This window comes from Nonomuraea sp. NPDC046570 (assembly GCF_040645915.1).
GTDB lineage: Bacteria > Actinomycetota > Actinomycetes > Streptosporangiales > Streptosporangiaceae > Nonomuraea.
Window position 1 is genome coordinate 1 of the sequence record NZ_JBEYZF010000052.1, and the last position, 23154, is coordinate 23154.

Sequence of the window (23154 nt, forward strand, 5' to 3'; positions counted from 1 at the left end):
GACCTGCGCAGGCAGGACGGCGGGCACCTGGCCTTCGGCCACGGCATCCACCAGTGCCTGGGCCAGCAACTGGCCCGCGTCGAAATGCGCGTCGCCTTCCCCGCACTGATCAACCGCTTCCCCACGCTACGGCTGGCCGTACCGGCCGAAGAGGTCGCCCTGCGCCCGGAGACCGCGGACATCTACGGGGTCAAGAGCCTCCCGGTCACCTGGGACGCCTGACCGCCAGCTGGTGACGGGCGAGGGCGCGTACGGCCCACCGCTGTGGTCGCTCGCCTGCGACGATCGCGTCCGCGGCACCGGTGAGCAAGATCGCGGCGGAGTGTCACGGCTCGTTCTGGAGGCAGAAATGAAGATGCCCCGAGTCGATGACCTGCATCTTCTCGGGGTTCCTCTGGTGTCCGAGGGGGGACTTGAACCCCCATGCCCCGCAAAGGGCACTAGCACCTCAAGCTAGCGCGTCTGCCTATTCCGCCACCCGGACGTGGTGCCTGCACGCGGGACCGTCATCCCGCGTCGGCTCCGTAAGGTTAGCAAACTCTGGGGGCTGCGTCATACCGGTAATGCCGGGCGGCAGGATGGAGGGCGCGAGCCGTACCTGATCGAAGGGGCCGTCATGACCGTGCTCAAGGGCGAGGACGAGGTTGTCGAGCTGTGCCGTGAGCTGATTCGGATCGATTCGACGAACGCCGGGGACAACAACGGGCCGGGGGAGAGAGCCGCGGCGGAGTACGTCGCGGGGAAGCTGGCCGAGGTGGGCGTCGAGGCGCGGATCCTGGAGAGCGACGACCGGCGGGCGAACGTGATCGCGCGTATCGAGGGCACGGACCCGGGTCGTGAGGCGCTGCTCCTGCACGGGCACCTGGACGTGGTGCCGTTCGACGCGGCCGACTGGACGCACCACCCGCTGGCCGGGGAGGTGGCCGACGAATGCGTCTGGGGCCGGGGCGCGGTGGACATGAAGAACATGGACGCGATGATCCTGGCGGTGGTGCAGCAGCGCCTCAGTGAGGGGCGCAGGCCGCCCAGGGACGTGGTGCTCATGTTCACCGCCGACGAGGAGGCCGGCGGGGCCTACGGCGCGAACTTCCTCGTCGACAAGCACCCTGAGCTGTTCGAGGGGGTGACGGAGGCGATCGGCGAGGTCGGCGGGTTCAGCGTGTCGGTGGGCGACACGCGGCTGTACCTGATCGAGGCCGCGGAGAAGGGCATGGCCTGGATGCGGCTCACCGCCAAGGGCAGGGCCGGTCACGGCTCGATGCTGAACACCGACAACGCGATCACCGAGCTGGCCGACGCGGTCGCCCGGGTGGGCCGCCACGAGTGGCCGGTACGGCTGACGCCCACGGTCAGGACGTTCCTCAGCGAGGTCTCCGACGCCCTGGAGATCGACGAGGCCGACGCCGAGGCCACGGTGGCGAAGCTGGGCCCGCTGGCCCGGATGATCGGCGCCGTGCTCCGCAACACGGTCAACCCGACGATGCTGGAGGGCGGTTACAAGTCCAACGTGGTGCCGCAGAGCGCGTCGGCGGTCATCGACGGGCGGTTCCTGCCGGGGTACGAGGAGGAGTTCTTCGCCACGGTGGACGAGCTGATCGGGCCGAACGTGCGCAGGGAGTTCATTCAGCACCAGGTGGCTCTGGAGACCGGTTTCGACGGGCCGCTGGTGCGGGCGATGACGGACGCCCTGCACGCCGAGGACCCGGCGGGCCGGGCGGTGCCGTACACGATGTCGGGGGGCACCGACCTGAAGGCGTTCAGCAGGCTGGGCATCAGGGGGTACGGCTTCGCGCCGCTGAAGTTGCCCGCTGAGCTGGACTTCTCGGGGATGTTCCATGGGGTGGACGAGCGGGTGCCGGTCGATTCGCTCCGGTTCGGGGTCCGGGTGCTTGACCGATTCCTAGGTCTCTGCTGAAAACCTCTTGCGACGACTGTGGGTGCTGCTACGGTTACGGATCGTTGAGGGGTGGTCTCACGGACCGGCCTCGCAAGAGGTCGGTTCTGGAGCTCGGGAGGTCACGTGGCACGCATGCCGGGGCGGCAGCAGGGGACGATGTCCCTCGCTGCTCGGCGCGTGCCCGTGACCGTCTCCGAAGAGGGTGTGATGACCGATCGGGCCGCCCGGATGGCGCGGTTCGCGGCCGGCGCCCGGCAGGTTCTCGCACGAGCGGTCAAGGTAGGCGGCCTACTCGCCGCCGGATGGCTGCTCGCCGTACTTTTCGGACTGCTCTCAGCCGCTCCGGCGGCCGCGGACACCACCGCGGCGACAGGAGCCGACTCCCCTCAAGCCGTCGCCGGGTCCCTAGCGGACGGTTTCCCCACGGCACACGGCACCGCTTCGGCCATGGACAACGCCGAGGCAATGGCCGGGCGCGGAGTTGATGGGCTCACCAGCCAGTCGACGCCCGGCTCTCCAGCACCTTCCACCGTGAGCAAGAACACCGGCGCCAATGGACTGGTGCCCAACAACGGTGGCAACGGCCCTTCCGGGCCTGGCATGGGGGATGTCGCGAGGTCTGTCTTCGACCCGCGGCTCACGGCTCAGCGCGCCCCCCTGGCGTGCGTGCTGCCCCCCGTCGTCCGCACAGCGGCGGACGACCCTTCCTTCTCACCTGACTGATCCTCGTCACGTGTCGGCCCCCCTTCTCATCGGGGCTTGCCGGCGGCGGAGCGTGGCCTGATCCCTGTTCAAGGGAGCCCCTCCGTAGACGGGTGACTCATCAGTCGTCTCTGGTTCGCGTCAATCTCCCGAGGTCTCCGCTGTGTGCGGTCAAAGGGACCTCGCATGGCCTCGGTCTGCCCGCGAACTGTCAGGTATTTCCCCCCAAGAACCACATAGGAGCATTCATGCGTACGTGGGCGAAGGCTTCGGCCCCCGCGGCTCTGCTCGCGGTAGCGGTCATGTCTTTCGGTGGCGGTACGGCCGTCGCCGACACCTCCGGAAACTCCTCCGTCGGTGGCGGCAACCAGGTCAACCTCCCCATCTCCCTGCCAGTCGACATCAGCGGCAACTCCGTCGCCGCGGCCGGCCAGTCCACCGCCGCCTCCCAGGGGGGCGCCTCGGTGGAGAACACCGCCAGGAGCAGCGGCATCCCCAACCAGACCTCGGGCAACAGCAGCGTTCTGGGCGGCAACCAGGTCAACGCGCCGATCAGCGCCCCGGTCAACGCCTGTGGCAACGCGGTCTCGCTGTTCGGCAGCTCCGACGCGGGCTGCAAGGGCGGCGCGACCGTCAAGAACACCGGCAAGGGCAGCGGCACCGCCGGGGGCAACCGGACCTCCGGCGACAGCAGCGTCCTCGGCGGCAACCAGGTCACCGCCCCCATCAGCGCCCCGATCAACGCCTGCGGCAACGCCGTGGCGATCTTCGGTGACGCGACCGCGGGCTGCAAGGGCGGCGCGTCCGTCAAGAACTCCGGCCACCACGGCGGCGCCGGCGGCAACACCACCTCCGGCCGTAGCTCCGTGCTCGGCGGCAACCAGGTGATCGCGCCGATCAGCGCGCCGATCAACATCTGCGGCAACGCGGTCGCCGTCTTCGGCCAGGCCTTCGCCGGATGCAAGGGCGGCTCCAGCGTCACCAACGGTGGGGGCGGCAAGCCCGGCCACCACTACCAGACCGCCCACGGGCGTCCCGGCTCGACCGGCAACGACACCGACGGCCGGTTCGGCGTCGGCAGCGGCAACCAGGTCATCGCTCCGATCAACCTGCCCATCACGGCCTGCGGCAACGCGGTCGGCAACGCGATCGCGGGCTGCAAGGGCGGAAGCTCGGTGGAGAACCGCGCGGCCGGGACCGGCGCGGGCGGCAACCGTACCTCGGGCCGGTCCGGCGTGCTGTCGGGCAACCAGGTGATCGCGCCGATCACCGCCCCGATCGATGTCTGCGGCAACGCGGTCGCGGTCCTCGGGCAGGCGTTCGCCGGGTGCAAGGGCGGCGCCTCGGTGAAGAACGGCGGCCACGGCGCGGGCGGCAACCGCACGTCCGGCCAGTCGGGCGTGCTGGCCGGCAACCAGGTGATCGCGCCGATCACCGCCCCGATCAACGCCTGCGGCAATGCGGTGGCGGCGCTGGGCCTGGCCCAGGCCCACTGCAAGGGCGGCGCCAGCGTCTCGCCGAAGCACGGCGTGGGCGGCGGCGGTAACACCACCTCGGGCCGGTCCGGCGTGCTGGCCGGCAACCAGGTGATCGCCCCGATCACCGCCCCGATCAACATCTGCGGCAACGCGGTCGCCGTCCTGGGCGACGCCGCCGCCGGATGCCTGGGCGGGTCGAGGGTCGGCAAGCCGGTCGACCGGCCCGGCGACGGCTACGACCACCTGGCCCGCGGCACCGGCCAGGTCACCAAGAACAAGACCAGCGGGATGCTGCCCGTCACGCCCGCCCTGCCTGGGCTGAAGGACGCGGGCAACCTCAACCAGCAGATGCGCGGCGCGGCCTTGCCGTCGCTGCCCGTCGTCGGCGACCTGGCCGGCACGCTGGGCCTGCCGGCCTTGCCCGAGCTGCCCGGCATGCCCGGCCGTCCCGACGCGCCCGGCGCGCCCATCCGCCAGGGCGGGAAGGCCAGCCCGGTCTCGGCCCTCGGCCCGGCCACCTCGCTGGTCTCCGCCACCCCGGTCGGCGGGGCCGTCGGCGGCGCGGCCGGCGCCCTGCCGGTCGGCGACCTCGGCCTGATGAGCGCCGAGCAGCCCGCCGGCGTCACCGGGATGAACTCCACCTCGCTGTTCGCCCTGGTTCTCGGCGCGATGTTCGCCGCCTCGGCGACGCTGTTCGCGACCACCCGCCGCTTCCGCCTCGGCAAGAAGTAGCCCAGAACCGCGCCGCTCACAGCCGGTGAGACGGTGACGCCAGACGGTTCGCCTGCCCTGTTGAAGGGCGGGAGGACATAGAAGCTTTGCCCGTTCCGGGGGCGCGGCCCGGGGCGGGCAAAGCCATGTCCGGTCACAGGGTGCTGCGAACCCTGATGATGCGGCGGCGTAGCCGTACCTGGCGGCTTCCGTCGGAGAACAACCGGACGCGGGCCAGTTCCCAGTGTCCGTACTCCGCGTGTTCGGTCAGCAGCTGACGTGCCGCTTCGCGCGAGATGCCACGCGGGATGTAGACATCCATGTAGGAGTACTCCAGCACAACGATTAGTCTCCAGGGTGGGGCAAGGGACGGGGTAGCTCACTGGGGCTTATTCTGCGTCCTGGTGGGTGGACCCGGAAATGAGTGGGTAGCCCCGGGGGAAGGAAAAACCCGCGAGACGGGTTACCTTCAGACTTGTGCCGGATCCCGGCGTGTCGGATCCCATGGGGGATTTAGCTAGCGAACAGCGAGGTAGGAAGCAGCGTGCCAGCCAACAACGGCAGCGCCGGCGGAACCCGCCTGGTGATCGTCGAGTCGCCGGCGAAGGCGAAGACCATCGCCGGGTACCTCGGGCGCGGCTACATCGTCGAGTCCAGCATCGGCCACATCCGCGATCTGCCGGAGAAGGCCGACGACATCCCCGAGAAGTACAAGGGGGAGTCCTGGGCGCGCCTCGGGGTCAACGTTGAGCACGAGTTCGAGCCGCTGTATGTCGTCAACCCTGACAAGAAGGCGCAGGTCAGCAAGCTCAAGCAGCTCCTGAAGGACGCCGACGAGCTCTACCTGGCCACGGACGAGGACCGCGAGGGCGAGGCCATCGCCTGGCACCTGCGCGAGGTGCTGAAGCCCAAGGTGCCGGTGCACCGCATGGTCTTCCACGAGATCACCCCGCAGGCGATCAGGGACGCGGTGTCCAACCCGCGCGACCTGAACCTGCGCCTGGTCGACGCCCAGGAGACCCGGCGCATCCTCGACCGCCTCTACGGCTACGAGGTCAGCCCGGTCCTGTGGAAGAAGGTCAAGCCGCGGCTGTCGGCGGGCCGGGTGCAGTCGGTGGCGACCCGCCTGGTGGTCGAGCGCGAGCGCGAGCGGCTGGCGTTCACTGCCGCCCACTACTGGGACCTGCAGGCGCTGTTCGACACCAACAAGCCCGAGGAGAAGCCGCGTGACTTCACCGCGACGCTGACCTCGGTCGACGGCAGGCGGGTGGCCCAGGGCCGCGACTTCGCCAGCACCGGAACGCTGAAGAGCAACGACGTGCTGCACCTGGACGAGGCCGCCGCGGGCGCGCTGGCCGGCCGGTTGCGGGAGGCGTCGTTCCAGGTCAAGTCCGTCGAGCGCAAGCCGTACACGCGTAAGCCGTACGCGCCGTTCCGGACGACCACGTTGCAGCAGGAGGCCAGCAGGAAGCTGGGCTTCTCGGCGAAGTACACGATGCAGGTCGCGCAGCGGCTCTACGAGAACGGCTTCATCACCTACATGCGTACCGACAGCATCACGCTGTCGGAGACGGCCGTCGCGGCCGCCAGGTCACAGGCCATCAAGCTGTACGGCGCGGCCTACGTCCCGGACAAGCCGCGCGTCTACGCCAGCAAGGTGAAGAACGCCCAGGAGGCGCACGAGGCGATCCGCCCGTCCGGCGAGGAGTTCCGCACCCCGGGCGAGACGGGCCTGTCCGGCGACATGTTCCGGCTGTACGAGCTCATCTGGCAGCGCACGGTCTCCTCGCAGATGAAGGACGCCGTCGGCGAGTCGGTGACGGTCAAGGTCGCGGGCACCTCGCAGAGCGGCGAGGCGGTCGAGTTCAGCGCCTCCGGCCGGACGATCACCTTCCACGGTTTCCTCAAGGCCTACGTCGAGGGCGCCGACGACCCGTCTACCGACCGTGACGACTCGGAGAAGCGCCTGCCGAACCTGGCCGAGCGCGACCCGCTGAGCGTGACCCGGCTCGACGTGGCCGCCCACTCCACCAAGCCGCCCGCCCGCTACACCGAGGCGTCGCTGGTCAAGGAGCTGGAGGACCGGGAGATCGGCCGCCCGTCGACGTACGCGTCGATCATCGGAACGATCCTGGACCGCGGCTACGTGTTCAAGAAGGGCACCGCGCTGGTGCCGTCCTTCCTGGCGTTCGCCGTGGTCAACCTGCTGGAGCAGCATTTCGGCAACCTGGTCGACTACGACTTCACCGCCGACATGGAGAAGGTCCTCGACGACATCGCCAACGACCGGGCGGAGCGCGTGCCCGAGCTGCAGCGCTTCTACTACGGCGTGGAGGGTGACGAAGGTCTCAAGGAGATGGTCACCGACCTCGGCGAGATCGACGCCAAGGAGATCAGCTCCTTCTCGATCAGGGACAGCGACATCATGATCCGGGTCGGCCGCTACGGGCCGTACCTGGACCGGGACGGCGCGCGGGTCAACATCCCCGAGGATCTGACGCCCGACGAGCTGACCGCGCAGAAGGCCGAGGAGCTGTTCGCCCGCCCGACCGGCGACCGGGAGCTGGGTAAGGACCCGGTGACCGGCAACCTGATCGTGGCCAAGGACGGGCGGTTCGGCCCGTACGTCACAGAGATCGTGGTCGAGGAGGCGCCGGCGGCCGACGCGCCGAAGAAGCGCGCCAAGAAGGCCGAGGCGGCCAAGCCGCGCACGAGTTCGCTGTTCAAGACGATGTCGCTGGACACGGTGACGCTTGAGGACGCGCTGAAGCTGCTGTCGCTGCCGCGCCTGGTGGGCGAACTCGACGGCGAGTCGGTGACCGCGCAGAACGGCAAGTTCGGTCCCTACCTGAAGAAGGGCACCGACTCGCGTTCGCTGTCCAGCGAGGACGACCTGTTCACGGTCACCCTGGAGCAGGCCAAGGAGCTGTTCGCGCAGCCCAAGGCACGCGGCAGGGGCCGGGCGGCGGCCGCGCCGCCGCTGCGCGAGCTGGGCGACGACCCCAACTCCAAGAAGCCGGTCGTGGTGAAGGAAGGCCGCTTCGGGCCGTATGTGACCGATGGGGAGACGAACGCGTCGCTGCGCAAGGGCGACACGGTCGAGGACATCACCATCGAGCGGGCGGCCGAACTGCTGGCCGAGCGGCGTGAGCGGGCACCGGCTCCGAAGAAGAAGGCCGCCCCGGCGAAGAAGGCTCCGGTGAAGAAGGCCGCGGCCAAGAAGCCGGCCGCCAAGTCCTGAGAGGCCTCTCAGGCGGCGGTGCGCGGGTGGACGCCCAGGACTCGTAGCATGACGGCGTGGTCCTGGGATTCGCCGGAATGATGTTCGCCGTGGTCGTCGTCGTGCACTACTACCTGTGGCGGCGGCTGGTGCGGGCCACGACGCTGCCCGGCCGGACTCGCCGGGTGCTCACCTGGTGCCTGGTCGCGCTGGCCGTCCTGGTGCCCGCGACGATGATCGGCTCGCGTTTCGAGGTCGCGCACTTCCTGGCCTGGCCCGGCTTCCTGTGGCTGGCGGTGATGTTCTACCTGGTGGTCTTCCTGGTGGTGCTGGAGATCCCGCGGGCGGTCGCCGCGTTCCTCATCAGGCGGAGCAGCCCCGCCGTGGCGGACAAGCCCGTCCCCGTCACCGTGGGCGCTCCGGCGCCGCCCGCGGTGGAGGAGCCGCCTGCCGTACCGGATCTGGTGAGCAGGAGGCTCTTTCTCGGGCGGGCCACCGCGCTGGCCGCCGGGGTCGGCGCGCTGGGGACCGTCGGGTACGGCGTGCGGACCGCCCTCGGCGACCCGGTGATCGAGCCGGTCACGGTCGTGCTGCCGAAGCTCGATCCCCGGCTCGGCGGCCTGCGCTTCGCGGTGGTCAGCGACATCCACCTGGGCCCGCTCACCGGCATCCGGCACACCGAGCGCATCGTCCGCATGATCAACGATCTCCGGCCGGACGTGGTGGCGATCGTCGGCGACCTGGTGGACGGCACGGTCGCCGAGCTCGGCCCGCTGGCCAGGCCGCTGAAGGACCTGGAGTCGCGCTACGGCTCGTTCTTCGTCACCGGCAACCACGAGTACTTCTCCGCCAACGGCCCGGCCGAGTGGGTCGAGGAGCTCGGCCAGCTCGGCGTGCGTTCCCTGCGCAACGAGCGGGTGGAGATCGCGCACGGGGGCGCGGTGCTCGACCTCGCGGGCGTCAACGACCTCACCGGCGGCGACGACGGGTCCGACCTGGGCAAGGCGCTGAACGGCCGGGACACCTCCCGCTCGTCGGTGCTGCTGGCACACCAGCCGCTCCAGGTGCGCGAGGCGGCCGGGTTCGGCGTCGACCTGCAACTGTCGGGGCACACGCACGGCGGGCAGATGGTGCCGTTCAACCTCGTGGTGCCGTTCCAGCAGCCGGCAGTGTCGGGGCTGTCGACGATCGACGGGGTGCAGGTGTACGTCACGCGAGGGGCAGGGTTCTGGGGCCCGCCGGTAAGGGTCGGCGCTCCTCCGGAGATCTCCATCCTGGAACTCAGGGCGCCCTGACGAGAACGTGTTATGCATTCGGTGCCGCCGAGCACCGCCGAGGCACTACCCTCAGGCGACGAGCGACCGCTCCCTAAGCTCCTGCCCGGCGACCACCTGGATACGCTGACACTATGACCACCATCGGCCGACGCAGACCAGCAAGCGTGCTGGCCATCGCCCCATTCCGCAGGTTGTGGATGGCCATGTCGGTCTGCAGCCTCGGTGACTGGCTCAACATCCTCGCCCTGACCGCGCTGGCCGGGAACCTCACGCAGGGCGACAGCTACCAGGTGCAGTCTTTGGCCATCGGTGGCGTGTTCGTCGCCAAGATGCTGCCGGCGATTCTGCTCGGGCCGCTCGCGGGCGCCTTCGCCGACCGGTTCGACCGGCGGCTGACCATGTTCGTCTCCGACCTGTCGCGCTTCGCGGTGGTGCTGTCGATCCCGCTGATCGGCAGCTACCAGTGGGTGATCGTCGCGACGTTCCTGGTCGAGTGCGTGAACCTGTTCTGGGTGCCGGCCAAGGACGCCACGGTGCCGAACCTGGTGCCCAAGGAGCGGCTGGAGGAGGCCAACCAGCTCAACCTCCTCGTGACGTACGGCACGGCCCCCATCGCCGCCCTGCTGTTCGCGATCCTGTCGCTGACCGGCGACATGCTGCGCAACCTCGTGCCGTTCCTGTCGGGCACCGAGCCGACCGACCTGGCGCTGCTGCTGAACGCCTGCGCCTACCTGGTCTCGGCCGTGCTCATCTTCACCCTGCGCGACATCCCGCGCCGGAACGTCGCGATCTCCGCGCCGTCGGTGCTCAAGCAGGTCGTCGAGGGCTGGCGCTACGTCAGCCGCCACCGCCTGGTGCGCGGACTGATCGTCGGCATGCTCGGCGCGTTCGCCGCGGGCGGCACGGTGGTCGGCGTGGCGAAGATCTACGTGGAGTCACTGGGCGGCGGCGACGCGGCCTACGGTGTGGTGTTCGGCGCGGTGTTCGTCGGCATGGCGCTGGGCATGTTCTTCGGGCCGCGACTGCTGCGCGAGCTGTCGCGGCGGCGGCTGTTCGGCCTGTCGATCACGGTGGCCGGGGTGGTGCTGGCCGCGATCGCGCTGGTGCACAACCTGGTGATCGTGGTCCTGCTGACCGTGGCGCTGGGGGCGTGCGCGGGCATCGCGTGGATCATCGGGTACACGCTGATCGGGCTGGAGGTCGAGGACGCCCTGCGGGGCCGTACCTTCTCCTTCCTGCAGTCCACGGCCAGGGTCACGCTGCTGCTGGTGGTCGCGGTGGCCAACCCGCTGGCCGGTCTGTTCGGCAGCCACGAGATCGCCTTCGGCGATGCCGCCTACCGCTTCGACGGCTCGAACCTGGTGCTGGTCCTCGGCGGCGTACTCGCGATGATCGTCGGGCTGCTCGCGCTGCGGCACATGGACGACAGGAAGGGCGTCTCCCTGTCGGAGGACCTGCTGGCGGCGGTGCGCGGCGAGCGGTTCGAGACTGAGGTCGCCGAGCAACTGCCCGGCTTGTTCATCGCGTTCGAGGGCGGCGAGGGCTCGGGCAAGACCACCCAGTCGCGGCTGGTCGCCATCTGGCTGCGCGACCAGGGCTTCGACGTGGTGCAGACGCGCGAGCCCGGCTCGACCAAGGTCGGCATGCGGCTGCGGGCGATCCTGCTCGACGCGGCGGAGAAGGGCCTGTCGGCGCGGTCGGAGGCGCTGCTGTACGCCGCGGACCGGGCCGAGCACGTGGAGAAGGTGATCAGGCCCGCGCTCGGCCGGGGCGCGATCGTGGTCTGCGACCGCTACGTCGACTCCTCGCTCGCCTACCAGGGGGCGGGGCGGGCGCTCGACCCGGTGGACGTCTCCAAGGTCAACGCCTGGGCGACCGGCGGGCTGGTGCCGCACCTCACCGTACTCATCGACGTCCCGCCGGAGGTGGGCCTGACCAGGCTGGGCGGGGCGGCCGACCGGATCGAGGCCGAGCCGCTGGAGTTCCACGAGCGGGTGCGCAAGGAGTTCCGCGCGCTGGCCGCCTCGGCCCCCGACCGGTACCTGATCGTCGACGGGACACTGGCGCAGCGGGACATCACCAGGGAGATCCAGGACCGGATCAGGGAGATCCTGCCCGATCCCGTCCCGCAGGACTCCGAGGACGCGACGGGCACCATGCCCGCCATTCGCGACTAGCCTTAGCGCGTGACTGTCTTCGACGACCTGGTGGGCCAGGCCCAGGCGACCGCCGTGCTCTCCAGGGCCGCCGCCGCGGGCGCCGAGGCCGTCGCGGGCGGGCGCGGCGCGGGCATGACGCACGCCTGGCTGTTCACCGGGCCGCCCGGGTCGGGGCGCGAGGAGGCGGCGCGGGCGTTCGCCGCCGCGCTGCTCTGCCCCGACGGCGGCTGCGGCCACTGCGACCAGTGCCACCAGGTGATGATCGGCTCGCACCCCGACCTGGAGGCGGTACGCCCGCAGGGCCTGTCCTACAGCGTCAAGCAGACCCGTGAGCTGATCCTGCGGGCCGCCGGGGCGCCGACCCAGGGCCGCTGGCGGGTCATCCTGTTCGAGGACGCCGACCGGGCCACCGAGTCCGCGGCGAACGCCCTGCTCAAGGCCATCGAGGAACCGCCCCCGCGGACCGTGTGGCTGCTCTGCTCCCCCTCGCCGGACGACCTGATGATCACCATCAGGTCCCGCTGCCGCGTGGTGACACTGGCCACCCCGTCCACCGAGGCCGTCGCGCACGTGCTGGCCACCCGCGACAGCGTGCCGCACGACATGGCGCGGTTCGCCGCGCGGGCGTCGCAGGGCCACATCAGCCGGGCCCGCCGCCTCGCCCTGGACGAGGGGGTACGGCGGCGCCGCGAGGCCGTCCTCGCCATCCCGCCCTCGCTGACCGGCGTGGGGGAGTGCGTGAGCGCCGCCGAACGCCTGGTCAAGACCGCCGAGGAGGAGGCGGGCGTGGCGACGGCCGCGCTGAACGAGACCGAGACCAGCGAGCTGCGCAAGATCTACGGCGAGGGTTCGTCGGGCAAGGGGCTCAACCGCGGGCTGGTCCGGGGCGGCGCCGGGGCGCTGAAGGAGCTGGAGGACCGGCAGAAGTCGCGCGCCACCCGCATCAAGCGTGACTCCCTCGACGAGGCGCTGCTCGAACTCGTCGCCTACTACCGGGATGTGCTGGCGATGCAGTTCGGCGCCTCGGTGGAGCTGGCCAACGACGATCACCGCTTCGAGCTCGACCGGCTGGCCCAGTCCTCGACGCCGGAGGAGACGCTGCGCCGGATCGACACGATCATGCGCTGCCGCGAGCGCCTCGAGGCCAACGTCAACCCGCAGATCGCGGTCGAGGCCATGATGCTGGGCCTGCGCCGCCCCTGAATCTTTCTCGCCCGCGCGAGCAGCAGACCGCATTCCCACGCGTCTCTGTGATGTGAAAGTGGAACTGCTCCCCCCGCGAGCGCCGGTGGATGTCGCCGCGATCTTCGCCGAACATCAGGCGGGCCTGGTACGGCTCGCGCTGATCATGGTGGGTGATCGGGCGAGTGCCGAGGACGTCGTCCAGGAGGCGTTCGCGCGCACTCATGCCGGGCGTGGCCGGTTGCGAGATCCGGACAGGGCGCTCGCCTATGTGCGATCGGCCGTGCTCAACGGGTGCCGGTCGGTGCTGCGGCGCAGGGCGACGGTGTTCCGGCGGCCGGTGCCGTACGAGCCGCCCGTGTGGTCGGCGGAGAGCGCCGCACTGGTGGGCGAGGACCGTCGTGAGGTGCTGCGGGCCCTGGGCGCGCTGCCACGCCGCCAGCGCGAGGCGCTGACCCTGCGCTACTACTTCGAGCTGGCCGATCAGGAGATCGCCGAGACCATGCGGATCAGCGCGAGCACCGTGCGGTCCACGATCGCGCGCGGGCTGGCGGCCCTCGGCCGAGCCCTTGAGGAGGAATCATGAACAGTCCGGTGGAAGACCGCCTGCGTGACGCGCTCGCCTCGGCGGGCGCCACGGTCGAGACGGAGACGCTGCAACCGCTGACGGCCCGTCGGCGGCGGATCCGCGTGGACCTGCGGCTCGTGGCGGTGGGCCTGGCGGTCGTCCTCGCCGGCGCCATCGCGCTGCGACCGGTTCCCGAGGACCGCCCAGTCATGATGGCGGGCCTGTACCTGGCGGCGGACGGAAGATCCCGGGCCGATGTCTCGATCTTCCTGTGCAAGGCGGAGGCCCCCTTCCCGAACTGCGGAGGCGAGAAGATCACCGCGCAGGAACAGGCCGCCGTGGAGGACGCGCTCAAGGCCCGGCCGGAGATCGAGTCGTACGTCTTCAAGGACCTGCGGACCGCCTACACCAACTTCCGCCGCGAATTCCCGGACGACTTTGAGATGATCACGGAAGCCGACATGCCCGATTCGTTCCGCGTGAACCTGAAGCCCGACGCCGAGGCGGCCTCGCTCATCTCCGCGGTCGAGGTCCTGCCGGGGGTCGCCAACGTGATCGACACCAAGTGCCTGATGGAGCGCGCCGGTTTCCTGGGAACGATCAAAGGCTTTCTTGGGCTTCGGGACACCTGCGCCACCGCGGACGTTTACTGACGCGCCTGACAAGGGAGACACGTATGGTGGCCGTACGGATCCCCCTAGGCCGTCAGGAGGCTGGCTCTAGCCCATGGGAATGATCATGGCCGTGAGCTTCACCCGCTACGGAAGGCTCTACTACCTCGACCCCGGAGGCCACAGCCCCAAGGTCGGCGACAAGGTGCTGGTGCCGACCGAGGCGGGGCCTGAGGTGGCCGAGTGCGTGTGGGCGCCGCAGTACACCAGCGATGACATCGACGGCCTGCCCGTGTGCGAGGGACTCGCCGGTGAGGAGCACCTCACCCGTGACGAGGGCAACAAGCGCAGGCGGGCCGAGGCGCGCAGCGTCTCCAAACGGCTGATCAAGCGCCACACGCTGCCGATGAAGGTGGTCGGCGTCGACTACCTCGACAAGGACAACGTCTACACCGTCTACTTCTCGGCGCCGCACCGGGTCGACTTCCGGGCGCTGGTCCGCGACCTGGCCCGCAACCTGCGGGCCAGGGTGGAACTGCGGCAGATCGGCCCCCGCGACGAGGCCAGGCTGCAGGGCGGCATCGGGCCGTGCGGGCGCGACCTGTGCTGCGCGACCTTCCTGAAGGACTTCGAGCCCGTCTCCGTCCGCATGGCCAAGGACCAGGACCTGCCGGTCAACCCGCTGCGCATCGCCGGCGCGTGCGGACGACTGATGTGCTGCCTGAAGTACGAACACCCCCTGTACCAGGAGTTCCGCGCCTCCGCCCCTCGTGTGGGGCTGGCCGTCGACACCCCCGAAGGGCCTGGCACCGTGGTCGGGCACAACGTGCCGTCCGACTCCGTGGTGGTACGGCTCAACGACGGCGGCCGACGCTGCGCCTGCTCAAAGGCGAGCGTGTGCGGACCACGGAAGGCTTACGACTCCACCTATGGCGGCGAGGCGTGACGAGGGCCTGGCGCCGGTGATGGGGCGTCGTGCCGGATATCAACTGAGCCCAGACGTTCCAAGCACGGGGGCGGATCCTGGTAGACTCTCACGCGTTGTATGGCACGCCGCCTTAGCTCAGTCGGCCAGAGCACTTCACTCGTAATGAAGGGGTCTCGGGTTCGAATCCCGAAGGCGGCTCCAGGTCAAAGGGCCCTCGCGAAGATCGCGAGGGCCCTTTTGCTAACACCCCTGCTAACAGGCGCTACAGGACAGGCCATGCGGGGCTGGTCAAGCCGAGCAGCTTGAACGTCTCTTCGAGCCACATACGTTCCAGTCGGTTGCTCGTGATCTTACGAATAGCCGACGAGACTGCTGTGGACTCGACTGCTTGGTGACGTTTCGTCAGTAGCTCGCCCACAAAGGCGGCCAGCGCCTTGAACGCCACATAGGGCGGATCTTCGGAGCCTGCCCACTCCCAGGTCACCAGCTTCTGGTCACTCACGCGGAAGACTCTGGAGCGGAGCGGAACGCTGTCTCTGATCGACTCGCGAAGGCCTTGAACAGCTTGACGGAAGCATCCCAAGAGGATGCCGTCTCGATCGGAGAGCTTTCGTTCGGTGGCGATCCTGACGAGGAGTGACTCCAGGCGTCCTTCAATCTCTGCAGCCCGCTCCAGCAGCCCTCGTCGGAACTCTTCCGCGTCGGACATTCCAGTAGGAATGGCGCTCCAGAGCTTCCAGATTGCGAAGAACTGCCCGTAGATGTCGTAGAAGACGCCGAGAGCCAGTAGATCCAGCTCTCGGCGTTTCTTGCGTTCGTCCCAGCGCGCGGTGAGTCGGTTTCCCACGAGCCAGCCCAAGGTCAGCGTCACCAGGGCGATACCCAGGCTGGGCAGAGCCTTGATGGCTTCAGTCCATAGGGCGGAGGTGTCCATGCGGTTCTCCAATCGACCTCTAACAGATAGATCGTTTGGAGGCTAGAGAACGTATCAAGGTGACGCTGGATAGACGGCCTTCGCGAAGATGTCGGCGGCCGCGGTTTCTGCCGAGCGGATTACGTGGGCGTAGACGCGCAGGGTGATCGCGGGATCGGCGTGTCCGAGGCGGGCCGCGACTACGTGAACGGGGACGCCCGCCAGGAGCAGCATGGTCGCGTGCAGGTGGCGCAGGTCGTGTAGACGGATGATCGGGAGCTTGTCGGCGGCGGTCTTGTTGTGGGTCTCGATCAGCTTGCGGGGCAGGTTCGTGACCGTGGTCGGGTAGATGGGGCCGCCCCAGGCGGTCAGGAAGACGTGGTCATCGTCCTCGCCCTGCCAGTCGTCGCCCAGGCGGTCTTTCTCGGCTTGCTGGGCCTTCTGGTGGTCCTTGACCACATTCACGGTGGTGTCGTCGATGGTGACGATGCGGGTTCTGCCGCTCTTGGTGGAGCCCTCCAGGCGCTGCCCCTCGACGACGCCCACAGAGCCGCTGATGGTGATCTGCTTGCCATCGAGGTCGATGTCTGACCAGCGGAGGTTGAGCAGCTCGCCACGGCGGGCGCCGGTGTAGGCAGCCAGGTGGAGGAAGGCGAAGAGTCGGTGTTCCTTGGCCACGGTCAGGAAGGTGCGGAGTTGGCCAGCGGTCCAGACCGTTCCAGGAGCCTTGATCTCGGCGCGAGGACGCTTGGCCTTCTCGACTGGTGAGCTGCTGATGTACTCGTGGACGAGGACGGCGTCGCGGAAGGCGCGGCGGAGGATCGCGTGGGTGTGCGTGACGGTGGAGACCTTCAGCGGCTTGCCGCTCTTGCTGCCCTTGGTGAGCAGGTCCCGGTACAGCTTGGTGATCGTGGCGGGCCGTACCGCCTGGAGGCGCATCTTGCCGATGAACGGCGTGATGTAGAGGCGGATCCCCGCGCGGTAGTCCTCCAGGGTGCCCGGCCTGACCTCCATCGAGTGATCCTCGATCCAGATGTCGAGGAATTCGGCGACGGTGATCTCGTTGCGGTCGACGTACTCACCGCGCCGGGCCTGAACACGTCCCTCGTCACGAGCTTCCTTGGCCTCGTCGGCCGTGGCGAAGCCGCCCACCCAGCGGGGTTTGCTCAGGCCAGTCTCGGGGTCCTTAACGCGGATGACGTAGTACCAGGTGTTGCCGCGCTTGATCACGCCATCTCGCAGCTTGGGAGTGGCCTTCTTCTTACGAGGCTGGTCGTCAGGGGTGCCAACAAGAGTCTTGGTCATGCTGCGTCCTCCTTCGTGGTCAGGCGGGTGATGTAGTCGGTCAGGGCGGTGACGGGGATGCGGCGGGAGCCGTCGATGCGGAGCGAGGTGACCGCGCCGGAGGTGAGCAGTTCGTAGAGCTTGCTGCGGGAGATGGCCAGGGCTTCGGCGGCTTCAGGCACGGTGAGGAGGAGCCGGGTCATGGGCGGCTCCTGGTGCCGGTGATGGCTGCGGCCAAGAGCTGATCACCGGCTGAGTGGCCCTTGCCCGCGTAGGTCCATTCGCTGATCACGAGGACGGTGTCCTCGTCGAAGAGTGGGAGGCGTCCGGTGGTGATCTCGTGGTCGCGGGCGTGGTCTTCGCGGTCGGCTCGGAGTGCGCCAAGGGTGGTGGAGTAGTTGCGGGATCGGGTGGAGAAGTGGCCGCGGAAGCCGAGCATGTGGGCCCACTGGGCGAGGCGGAGGTTCTGGAGTTCGTCGAGTGCTCCGAGGCGGAGGCATTCGCGAATGAGGCGCTTGGGGTGCTCGCGCAGGTTGAAGGCGTCGAGGTTGTCGAGAGGGTTGATGCGGCGGTCGAGGGTGCCGACGCATTCGGCGGCCTTGGTGGCGTACTTGGCGATGTAGCCGGCGACGGCTTGTTCGGTGAGGTCGCCGTTGAGGGTGATGGGGCGGATGTCGAGCTGTTGGCCCCACTTGAAGAGGCGGGCGGGCTGCTCGTCGAGGGCGGGGACGAGGGCGCTTACGACACGGGCGGCGTGTTGTACGGCTTGCGCCAAGGCGTCGGCCGTTGCCCAGGTTGGTGGGGGTAGGGCGGGGCCGCCGGGTCCGTCGAGGCGGATGATGGCGTGGAAGTGGACGACGCCGCGTCGTTGGTATTCGGCGACTTTGGCGAAGGAGACGGTGAGGTGGTCGCGGAGTTCGCGAAGGGTCAGGCCGCCGAGTTTGGCCAGGTGGCGGCGGAGGGAGTCGGCGAGGCGTTTCCACAGCAGTGGGGCCAGGGCGTTGAACAGGACTGAGCCGGTGTAGTCGTAGCAGTCGGGGCACAGCGGTTCGCCGAGGCGGGGATCGTCCTTGTGGTGCTTGTCCGTGCAGGACATGACCTTGCCGTGCGGGCAGGTCTTGGCGTCGCGGCGAGGGTGGCAGGGCAGGGTCTTGCCGTTCTTCTCCTTGCGGGCGTGGACCTTGCCGAAGGATGGGGCGGTCAGGGTGACGAAGAGCGTGGGGTGGGTGGTGACGGTGTCGGGGACGCCTTTGCCGCCGATGAGGCCCGCTCGGATGAGGTGGTAGGTGTCGGCGCGGTAGGTCTCGGCGCAGGCCGGGCAGCGGGAGGCGCGGCGGGTCTTGCAGGGCAGGCGGAGAACGCCGTCAGGCTCGTTGCGGGTGGTGTAGCGGTGGAGCAGTGCGCCGGTGGCGGCGTCGTAGTGTTCGACCTTGCCGCGCAGGTGGATGGGCTGTCGGCATCCTGCGGTGGCGCGGATCTGGGCGGCCCAGCGGTCGTAGTCGGGGGCGTTGAGTCGGGTGATCAGGCCCGTGATGGCGTGCGGATGTGTGGTGTTTGCGGGCAAGATGGAGTCCTCCTTTCGCTCGTTCGGGTGAAGGGATGGCCCCCGACCTGGCGTGTGTCTTGGCGGATGTGCGGCCAGGCCGGGGGCGCTGCTCTTAAGGGACTGCTTGCAGGTCCCGGGGGTACTGCGCGCCGTGGTTGTCGATGCCGGTACCGTCGCAGTCGCGGCAGGTCTCACGGTCGAGGTCGAGGCCGGTCCCGCCGCAGGTGCAGCAGGCGTAGCGGGTCACGGTGGTCACCTCCGTTCGCGTGGCAGGGTGTTGACGTAGACCCGCCAGGCGTGGGGTTTGGCGCGGTCGGGGTAGGCGCGGGAGACGCCGCGGACGGTGAAGTTCAGGCGGAGCCGGAACAGGGCGTCGACGATTTCGGCGCGGGTGCCGTCGAGGCGGATTCGCATGATCGGGTCTCCTATTCGGGCTGGATGCAGCCGTGGTAGCTGTCGTGAGCTGCGTAGCGGGCGCGGGCGTCGGACAGGATGGCTACGGCCTTGTACTCGACCGGGCCGAAGTGGATCGACGTGGAGTAGTGGCCGTGTGGGATCTCCTCGGCGTCGACGACCGTGCCGAGGTGGGCGGCGATCTGGTCGACTTCGGCGCAGAGGTCGACGTCGTTGACTCGGCGAGGGAAGTGGTGGACGGTGGCGCCGCGCGGGACGGGGAGGTCCGGGTTGGCCTCCAGGAAGGCGGCCAGGTCGCGCAGGCCGGTGATGAGGGCGGTTCGGTTGATCATCGTTGGTTCCCCTTTCTGGTCAGGCGGTGCGCAGGGTGTGGAGTAGGTCGGCGGCGAGTTGGTTGGAGACGCCCAGGCGGGAGCGGAGGGCGTCGCGGGTGATGGGTTTGCCGTGCTTGGTGTGGTGTTCGTCGGCGACGCGGCGGGCGTAGTCGAGCAGGGCCGGGGCGGGGCCGCCGTCTACTGGTTCGTCCTCGGTCTGCGGGACGGGGACGAAGTCCGGGACGGGAACCGGGGCGGGAAGGCCCGCGCGGCGTTCGAGCATGGAGACGGCGATCAGGAACGCGCCCGCTGGGGTGGCGGCGGTGATCCAGCCCCACACGGTCGGGTCGGCTTGGGCGAGGTTGGCGGCCAGAGAGAGGACGACGCCGCCGGCCAGGACGAGGACGGGCCAGGACATCCAGCCACGGCGGGGACGGCCGGTCTTCTTGTCGCGTTGGCGTTCGCGGGCGGCCATGACGCAGGTGAGGTCGATGCAGACGGCGACCGCCCAGGACATCCAGCCGGTTTGGCCGTGGTCAGCGGCGGTGTCGCGGATGTGGGTGAACGATCCGGCACCCGCGATGACGGCCAGGACGAGGACCGGGCCGGTGTCGAGCAGCCAGCAGGCGAAGCGTCGCATCGTTGCACCCCCTTTCGTGGTTCAGGCGTTGATGGGCTGAGGGAGGTGGGCGGTGATCTCGTCCCAGGGCGGGGTGAGGTGGGCGTGGGCGCGAGCGGCGTGTTCGGCGGTCTGCTCGCTGACGTAGAAGGAGCGGGCTCGATACCACTGGCCATCGGAGGAGGCGACGATCGCGACTCCTGGTGTCTCGGCGGCGATCGTGCGGGCCGAGGCAAGTGCCGCCGGGTCGAGGTCGCCGAGGGTCATGGTCGCGGTTTCGGGGTCGTTGACCCGGTGGCAGATCCGGCCCGAGCACTGCGCTCGGAGCGCGGTGACGCCGGGGCCGAGGTCTGAGCCGATGCGCTGGCCGCAGCAGAACAGGTAGATGCCGAAGGCTCTGCCGAGCTGCGCGATCCGCAGGAGGCCGGTCGAGGTGCGGGCGATCTCGTCTTTCTCGCTCTTGTCGGCCATCAGGTACAGCTCGGCCAGCTCGTCGACCAGGACCACGACGGGAACCGGGCGAAGGGCGGGCGGGAGCTGCCAGAGGTTGCGGGCGGACGCCTGGCGGCACAGCCCCATTCGGTCGATCATGAGGCCGACCAGGTCCGTCAGCAGGTCGACGGATTCGGCGCGGGAGGTGGCCAGAGCTGAGAGCCGAGGCGCGTAGGGAGTGAACTCGACCCCGCCCTTGAGGTCGAAGCCGACCAGCGCCACCGGCTGAGGGGCCAGGCCGACGATCAGGGCGTTGGCGAGGTTGGACTTGCCGGACTGCGTGGCCCCGGCGTTGAGCCAGTGCGGCACGGTGCGGAAGTCGACGACCCAGGGCTTACCGGTCTCCAGCCTGCCGACGGTGACCTTGAGCAGGTCGGGCGAGGCTGGGAGTTGGTCGATGCTGACCAGTGGGTCGCGCATGGTCGCCATGAGCACCACCCGGCCAGGTCGAGGTGAGGAGACCCGGACCGCGTGCACGCCCCAGGAGTGGGCGAGACGTTCGGCGGCGTCGGCGTAGTCGCCGGGGATCTGCCCCTCAAGGGTCCAGAGGGTGACACGCCAGCCGTAGCGCGTCGGCAGCGGCAGCCACATGAACGGCTTGGTGTCGACGGCGACCCGTTGGAAACGGCGCCGGACCTTGACCATGCCGGTGGAGGCGACCGCGCCGGGGGTGAGGGTGAACCACCAGCGTTGGCGCTTCTTGGTGAGGCCGCAGCCGAGCGCGACTCGCCGCCAGGACGCGCGTACAGAAAGGGCGGTGAGCGGGAAGCCGATGGCGAGCCAGAAGGACGGGTGGTGGAAGCGGCGCCAGGCCCACAGCCCGACCGCGGTTGCGGCCAGGGCTGCGAGCAGGGGCAGCAGGTCAGGCATCGGCGGCCTCCCGGGCAGGGAGCAGCGCCGAGGCGCGGTAGGCGATCCCCCACCGTCCGGCGATCTCCCACACGTAGCCGAGCAGGCCGACGGCGTTGACCGGGTCTCCGGCTCTGATGGGCGGTTCCCCGGCAATGCCGATCTTGACGAGTTCGATCCGGCCGAACTCGTCTTCTACCGACACGGTGACCTCGTAGACGGTGTTGCCGTTCTTGTCGGTCTTGATCTCGCCGGTGTCGCGGTTAAGCACGCGGGGAGCCGGGGCCTTGACGCAGGTGATGGTGAGCTTGCTGACATCCACAGGAATGGGGACGGAACGCATGGGCTGTGACCTCCTTATTCGTCGTAGCCAACATAGTTAACCTAGTTGGCTCAGTTGTCAATGTTGGCGTGGCTGTCTTGGTGTGGTGAGATGTGAGGCGATGGTCAAGCACACCGGGCGGCCCGGCTACCTCCAGATCGCCGACGATCTGCGCGCGCAGATCCGCGGCGGCGCCCTCGCGCCTGGAACCCCACTGCCTTCCACCAAGCAACTCGCCGAGCAGTACGACGCGTCGCTGTCGCTGGTGAAGATGGCCGTCGGCATCCTGCGCAACGAGGGCTTGGTGATCGGCCAGCAGGGCAAGGGCGTCTTCGTCCGCGACGCCGGGGAGCCGGCAGAGGATCTGGCGGGCGAGGTGGCCGAACTACGCTCTGCCGTACAGGAGCTGTCGGTACGGCTGTCGCAGGTCGAGGAGCAGCTTTCTACGTCCACTGAACGCCCCTCGTAGCCATCCGGGCGCGTACATCCGAGCTCATCGCCCTGTCAGCGCGGTGGATGCTCACGACGATCAGCGCGAAACCGACGAGTACGGCCAGGCCGAGGATCGCGGCGATGATGAGCGCGATCATGACCAGACCACCCCAGCCTTGCCGCCGCTCTGCGGGCCGCGAGGAGGGCGCCGGGTCTCGCCGCGCCGCTTACCCGCCTGCTTCTTGAGCCAGCGATCACGGGCCAGGCACTTGCGGCAGCGGGCCTGCCCCTCGTTCAGCGGTGCGCCGCACTCGCAGGCGGGGGCCGGGTAGATCTCCTCGGTCATGTGATCACCTCTCCTTTCGGTCCGGGTTCTTGCTTGCAGACCGAGGATGCGACGGAGAGTCAGGACGAGATCACTACACGACGGGACATGTTCAAGACGTCCGGCCTACGATGGCGGAGTCCCCGGACGTCCCCCGGAGCAGGTGAGATGGCGAACGAACGGCTACGCGCCGCCCTTCTGGAGAAGGGCGTGAGCATCGGCGATCTGGCGAACGCGATCGAGGTTGACCCCAAGACGGTCGAGCGGTGGATCACCAAGGGGCGTGAGCCGTACCGAAAGCATCGCTTTGCGGTGGCTTCCTACCTGGGCGCGGATGAGATGTACCTGTGGCCGGAGGCGTTGACGCGCGATCAGGTGGCGTCCGCGTCCGAGAGCGAACTTGTCCGCGTCTACCCGCACCGCTGGGCAGTGCCCCGGGACGCGTGGGGACGTCTGTTCGCCGAGGCGTCGCAGGAGATCGGCGTCCTCGTCTACAGCGGGCTCTTCCTGGCCGACGACGCGGGCATGGTGCGCATGCTCGGCGAAAAGGCCGGCGCGGGGGTACGGGTCCGGATCCTGCTCGGCGACCCGGATTGCGCCGAGGTGGCGCAGCGGGGAGCGGATGAGGAGATCGGCGACGGGATGGCCGCCAAGATCCGCAATGTGCTGGTGCTCTACCGTCCCTTGCTGGGGCGGGAGAACGTCGAGATCCGCTTGCATCGCACGGTGCTGTACAACTCGATCTACCGCGCCGACGACCACCTACTCGTCAACACCCACGTGTACGGCGTGCCCGCCGGGAACGCGCCCGTCTTCCACGTGCGCAGGGTGCACGGCGGCGACATGGTCAACACCTACACCGAGAGTTTCGAGCGCGTGTGGGCCGGGGCTGTACCCGTAGGGTCCTGAGC

26 protein-coding genes and 2 tRNA genes are annotated in these 23154 nt (G+C 69.2%); 14 read left to right on the top strand and 14 right to left on the bottom strand.

The window, feature by feature from the left end:
• A partial coding sequence (locus tag ABZ911_RS39740; RefSeq protein ID WP_358068682.1) for a cytochrome P450 occupies window positions 1-222 on the top strand: 222 nt, incomplete at its 5' end.
• A gap of 173 nt (window positions 223-395) precedes the next feature.
• On the opposite strand, the gene ABZ911_RS39745 is transcribed toward ABZ911_RS39740, so the two are convergent.
• Window positions 396-484, bottom strand: a tRNA-Leu gene (locus tag ABZ911_RS39745).
• A gap of 132 nt (window positions 485-616) precedes the next feature.
• On the opposite strand from ABZ911_RS39745, the gene ABZ911_RS39750 reads away from it, so the two are divergent.
• The 3 genes from ABZ911_RS39750 to ABZ911_RS39760 all read left to right on the top strand — a co-directional run bounded on the left by ABZ911_RS39750 (window position 617) and on the right by ABZ911_RS39760 (window position 4809).
• Window positions 617-1915: a M20/M25/M40 family metallo-hydrolase gene (locus tag ABZ911_RS39750; RefSeq protein WP_358068685.1), complete on the top strand. Its 1299-nt coding sequence runs from the start codon at window positions 617-619 to the stop codon at window positions 1913-1915.
• Window positions 1916-2029: 114 nt separating this feature from the next.
• Window positions 2030-2620: a hypothetical protein gene (locus ABZ911_RS39755; protein ID WP_358068768.1), complete on the top strand. Its 591-nt coding sequence runs from the start codon at window positions 2030-2032 to the stop codon at window positions 2618-2620.
• Window positions 2621-2847: 227 nt separating this feature from the next.
• A complete protein-coding gene (locus tag ABZ911_RS39760) occupies window positions 2848-4809 on the top strand; it encodes a chaplin family protein (RefSeq protein ID WP_358068689.1) in 1962 nt (653 codons plus the stop codon).
• A 133-nt stretch (window positions 4810-4942) separates the two neighbouring features.
• On the opposite strand, the gene ABZ911_RS39765 is transcribed toward ABZ911_RS39760, so the two are convergent.
• Entirely contained in the window at window positions 4943-5128 is a 186-nt protein-coding gene (locus ABZ911_RS39765) for a DUF5703 family protein (RefSeq protein WP_358068692.1), read from the bottom strand.
• Between the two features lie 204 nt (window positions 5129-5332).
• On the opposite strand from ABZ911_RS39765, the gene topA reads away from it, so the two are divergent.
• The 8 genes from topA to ABZ911_RS39805 all read left to right on the top strand — a co-directional run bounded on the left by topA (window position 5333) and on the right by ABZ911_RS39805 (window position 14934).
• Complete coding sequence (gene topA, locus ABZ911_RS39770) at window positions 5333-8029, top strand: type I DNA topoisomerase (protein WP_358068695.1); 2697 nt, start codon at window positions 5333-5335, stop codon at window positions 8027-8029.
• Window positions 8030-8085: 56 nt separating this feature from the next.
• Window positions 8086-9303, top strand: coding sequence for a metallophosphoesterase (locus tag ABZ911_RS39775; protein ID WP_358068698.1), 1218 nt, complete (start codon window positions 8086-8088; stop codon window positions 9301-9303).
• Window positions 9304-9416: 113 nt separating this feature from the next.
• Window positions 9417-11462 (top strand): dTMP kinase, encoded by a 2046-nt coding sequence (tmk, locus tag ABZ911_RS39780; protein WP_358068701.1) that lies wholly within the window; start codon window positions 9417-9419, stop codon window positions 11460-11462.
• Window positions 11463-11471: 9 nt separating this feature from the next.
• Window positions 11472-12647, top strand: a complete 1176-nt coding sequence (locus ABZ911_RS39785; RefSeq protein WP_358068704.1) for a DNA polymerase III subunit delta' — start codon at window positions 11472-11474, stop codon at window positions 12645-12647.
• 58 nt (window positions 12648-12705) lie between these two features.
• Window positions 12706-13212: a SigE family RNA polymerase sigma factor gene (locus tag ABZ911_RS39790; RefSeq protein ID WP_358068707.1), complete on the top strand. Its 507-nt coding sequence runs from the start codon at window positions 12706-12708 to the stop codon at window positions 13210-13212.
• Window positions 13213-13220: 8 nt separating this feature from the next.
• Window positions 13221-13847, top strand: a complete 627-nt coding sequence (locus ABZ911_RS39795; RefSeq protein ID WP_358068710.1) for a permease-like cell division protein FtsX — start codon at window positions 13221-13223, stop codon at window positions 13845-13847.
• Between the two features lie 79 nt (window positions 13848-13926).
• Window positions 13927-14751 carry a regulatory iron-sulfur-containing complex subunit RicT gene (gene ricT, locus ABZ911_RS39800; RefSeq protein ID WP_358068771.1) on the top strand — a complete coding sequence of 275 codons (825 nt, stop codon included), beginning with the start codon at window positions 13927-13929 and terminating at the stop codon, window positions 14749-14751.
• A gap of 106 nt (window positions 14752-14857) precedes the next feature.
• Window positions 14858-14934 (top strand) — tRNA-Thr (locus ABZ911_RS39805).
• A 61-nt stretch (window positions 14935-14995) separates the two neighbouring features.
• Here the strand turns inward: ABZ911_RS39805 and ABZ911_RS39810 are convergent.
• From ABZ911_RS39810 to ABZ911_RS39855, 10 genes are all read right to left on the bottom strand, one after another.
• Complete coding sequence (locus tag ABZ911_RS39810; RefSeq protein ID WP_358068713.1) at window positions 14996-15667, bottom strand: hypothetical protein; 672 nt, start codon at window positions 15665-15667, stop codon at window positions 14996-14998.
• A gap of 54 nt (window positions 15668-15721) precedes the next feature.
• The gene (locus ABZ911_RS39815) at window positions 15722-16951 is read right to left on the bottom strand and encodes a tyrosine-type recombinase/integrase (protein WP_358068716.1); all 1230 of its coding nucleotides are present in this window, start codon (window positions 16949-16951) and stop codon (window positions 15722-15724) included.
• Entirely contained in the window at window positions 16948-17133 is a 186-nt protein-coding gene (locus tag ABZ911_RS39820; RefSeq protein ID WP_358068719.1) for a helix-turn-helix domain-containing protein, read from the bottom strand. Before ABZ911_RS39820 ends, ABZ911_RS39815 begins: the two co-directional genes overlap by 4 nt.
• A complete protein-coding gene (locus ABZ911_RS39825; RefSeq protein ID WP_358068721.1) occupies window positions 17130-18494 on the bottom strand; it encodes a replication initiator in 1365 nt (454 codons plus the stop codon). Before ABZ911_RS39825 ends, ABZ911_RS39820 begins: the two co-directional genes overlap by 4 nt.
• A 94-nt stretch (window positions 18495-18588) precedes the next feature.
• Window positions 18589-18732, bottom strand: coding sequence for a hypothetical protein (locus ABZ911_RS39830; protein WP_358068723.1), 144 nt, complete (start codon window positions 18730-18732; stop codon window positions 18589-18591).
• The gene (locus ABZ911_RS39835) at window positions 18729-18890 is read right to left on the bottom strand and encodes a DUF3970 family protein (RefSeq protein WP_358068726.1); all 162 of its coding nucleotides are present in this window, start codon (window positions 18888-18890) and stop codon (window positions 18729-18731) included. Before ABZ911_RS39835 ends, ABZ911_RS39830 begins: the two co-directional genes overlap by 4 nt.
• A gap of 11 nt (window positions 18891-18901) precedes the next feature.
• On the bottom strand, window positions 18902-19222 hold the full coding sequence (locus tag ABZ911_RS39840; RefSeq protein WP_358068728.1) for a hypothetical protein: 321 nt from the start codon (window positions 19220-19222) through the stop codon (window positions 18902-18904).
• Between the two features lie 19 nt (window positions 19223-19241).
• Window positions 19242-19844 carry a DUF2637 domain-containing protein gene (locus tag ABZ911_RS39845; RefSeq protein WP_358068731.1) on the bottom strand — a complete coding sequence of 201 codons (603 nt, stop codon included), beginning with the start codon at window positions 19842-19844 and terminating at the stop codon, window positions 19242-19244.
• Between the two features lie 21 nt (window positions 19845-19865).
• Window positions 19866-21185, bottom strand: coding sequence for an FtsK/SpoIIIE domain-containing protein (locus ABZ911_RS39850; protein WP_358068734.1), 1320 nt, complete (start codon window positions 21183-21185; stop codon window positions 19866-19868).
• A complete protein-coding gene (locus ABZ911_RS39855; RefSeq protein ID WP_358068737.1) occupies window positions 21178-21507 on the bottom strand; it encodes a hypothetical protein in 330 nt (109 codons plus the stop codon). The genes ABZ911_RS39850 and ABZ911_RS39855 overlap by 8 nt, the downstream gene beginning before the upstream one ends.
• Window positions 21508-21607: 100 nt before the next feature.
• On the opposite strand from ABZ911_RS39855, the gene ABZ911_RS39860 reads away from it, so the two are divergent.
• Window positions 21608-21955: a winged helix-turn-helix domain-containing protein gene (locus tag ABZ911_RS39860; protein ID WP_358068740.1), complete on the top strand. Its 348-nt coding sequence runs from the start codon at window positions 21608-21610 to the stop codon at window positions 21953-21955.
• Here ABZ911_RS39860 and ABZ911_RS39865 read toward each other — a convergent pair.
• Both ABZ911_RS39865 and ABZ911_RS39870 read right to left on the bottom strand, forming a co-directional pair.
• Entirely contained in the window at window positions 21930-22076 is a 147-nt protein-coding gene (locus ABZ911_RS39865) for a hypothetical protein (RefSeq protein ID WP_358068743.1), read from the bottom strand. The genes ABZ911_RS39860 and ABZ911_RS39865 overlap by 26 nt on opposite strands.
• Entirely contained in the window at window positions 22073-22264 is a 192-nt protein-coding gene (locus ABZ911_RS39870) for a hypothetical protein (RefSeq protein ID WP_358068745.1), read from the bottom strand. Before ABZ911_RS39870 ends, ABZ911_RS39865 begins: the two co-directional genes overlap by 4 nt.
• Before the next feature lie 147 nt (window positions 22265-22411).
• On the opposite strand from ABZ911_RS39870, the gene ABZ911_RS39875 reads away from it, so the two are divergent.
• Window positions 22412-23152 carry a helix-turn-helix transcriptional regulator gene (locus ABZ911_RS39875; protein ID WP_358068748.1) on the top strand — a complete coding sequence of 247 codons (741 nt, stop codon included), beginning with the start codon at window positions 22412-22414 and terminating at the stop codon, window positions 23150-23152.
• Window positions 23153-23154 lie beyond the last annotated feature (2 nt).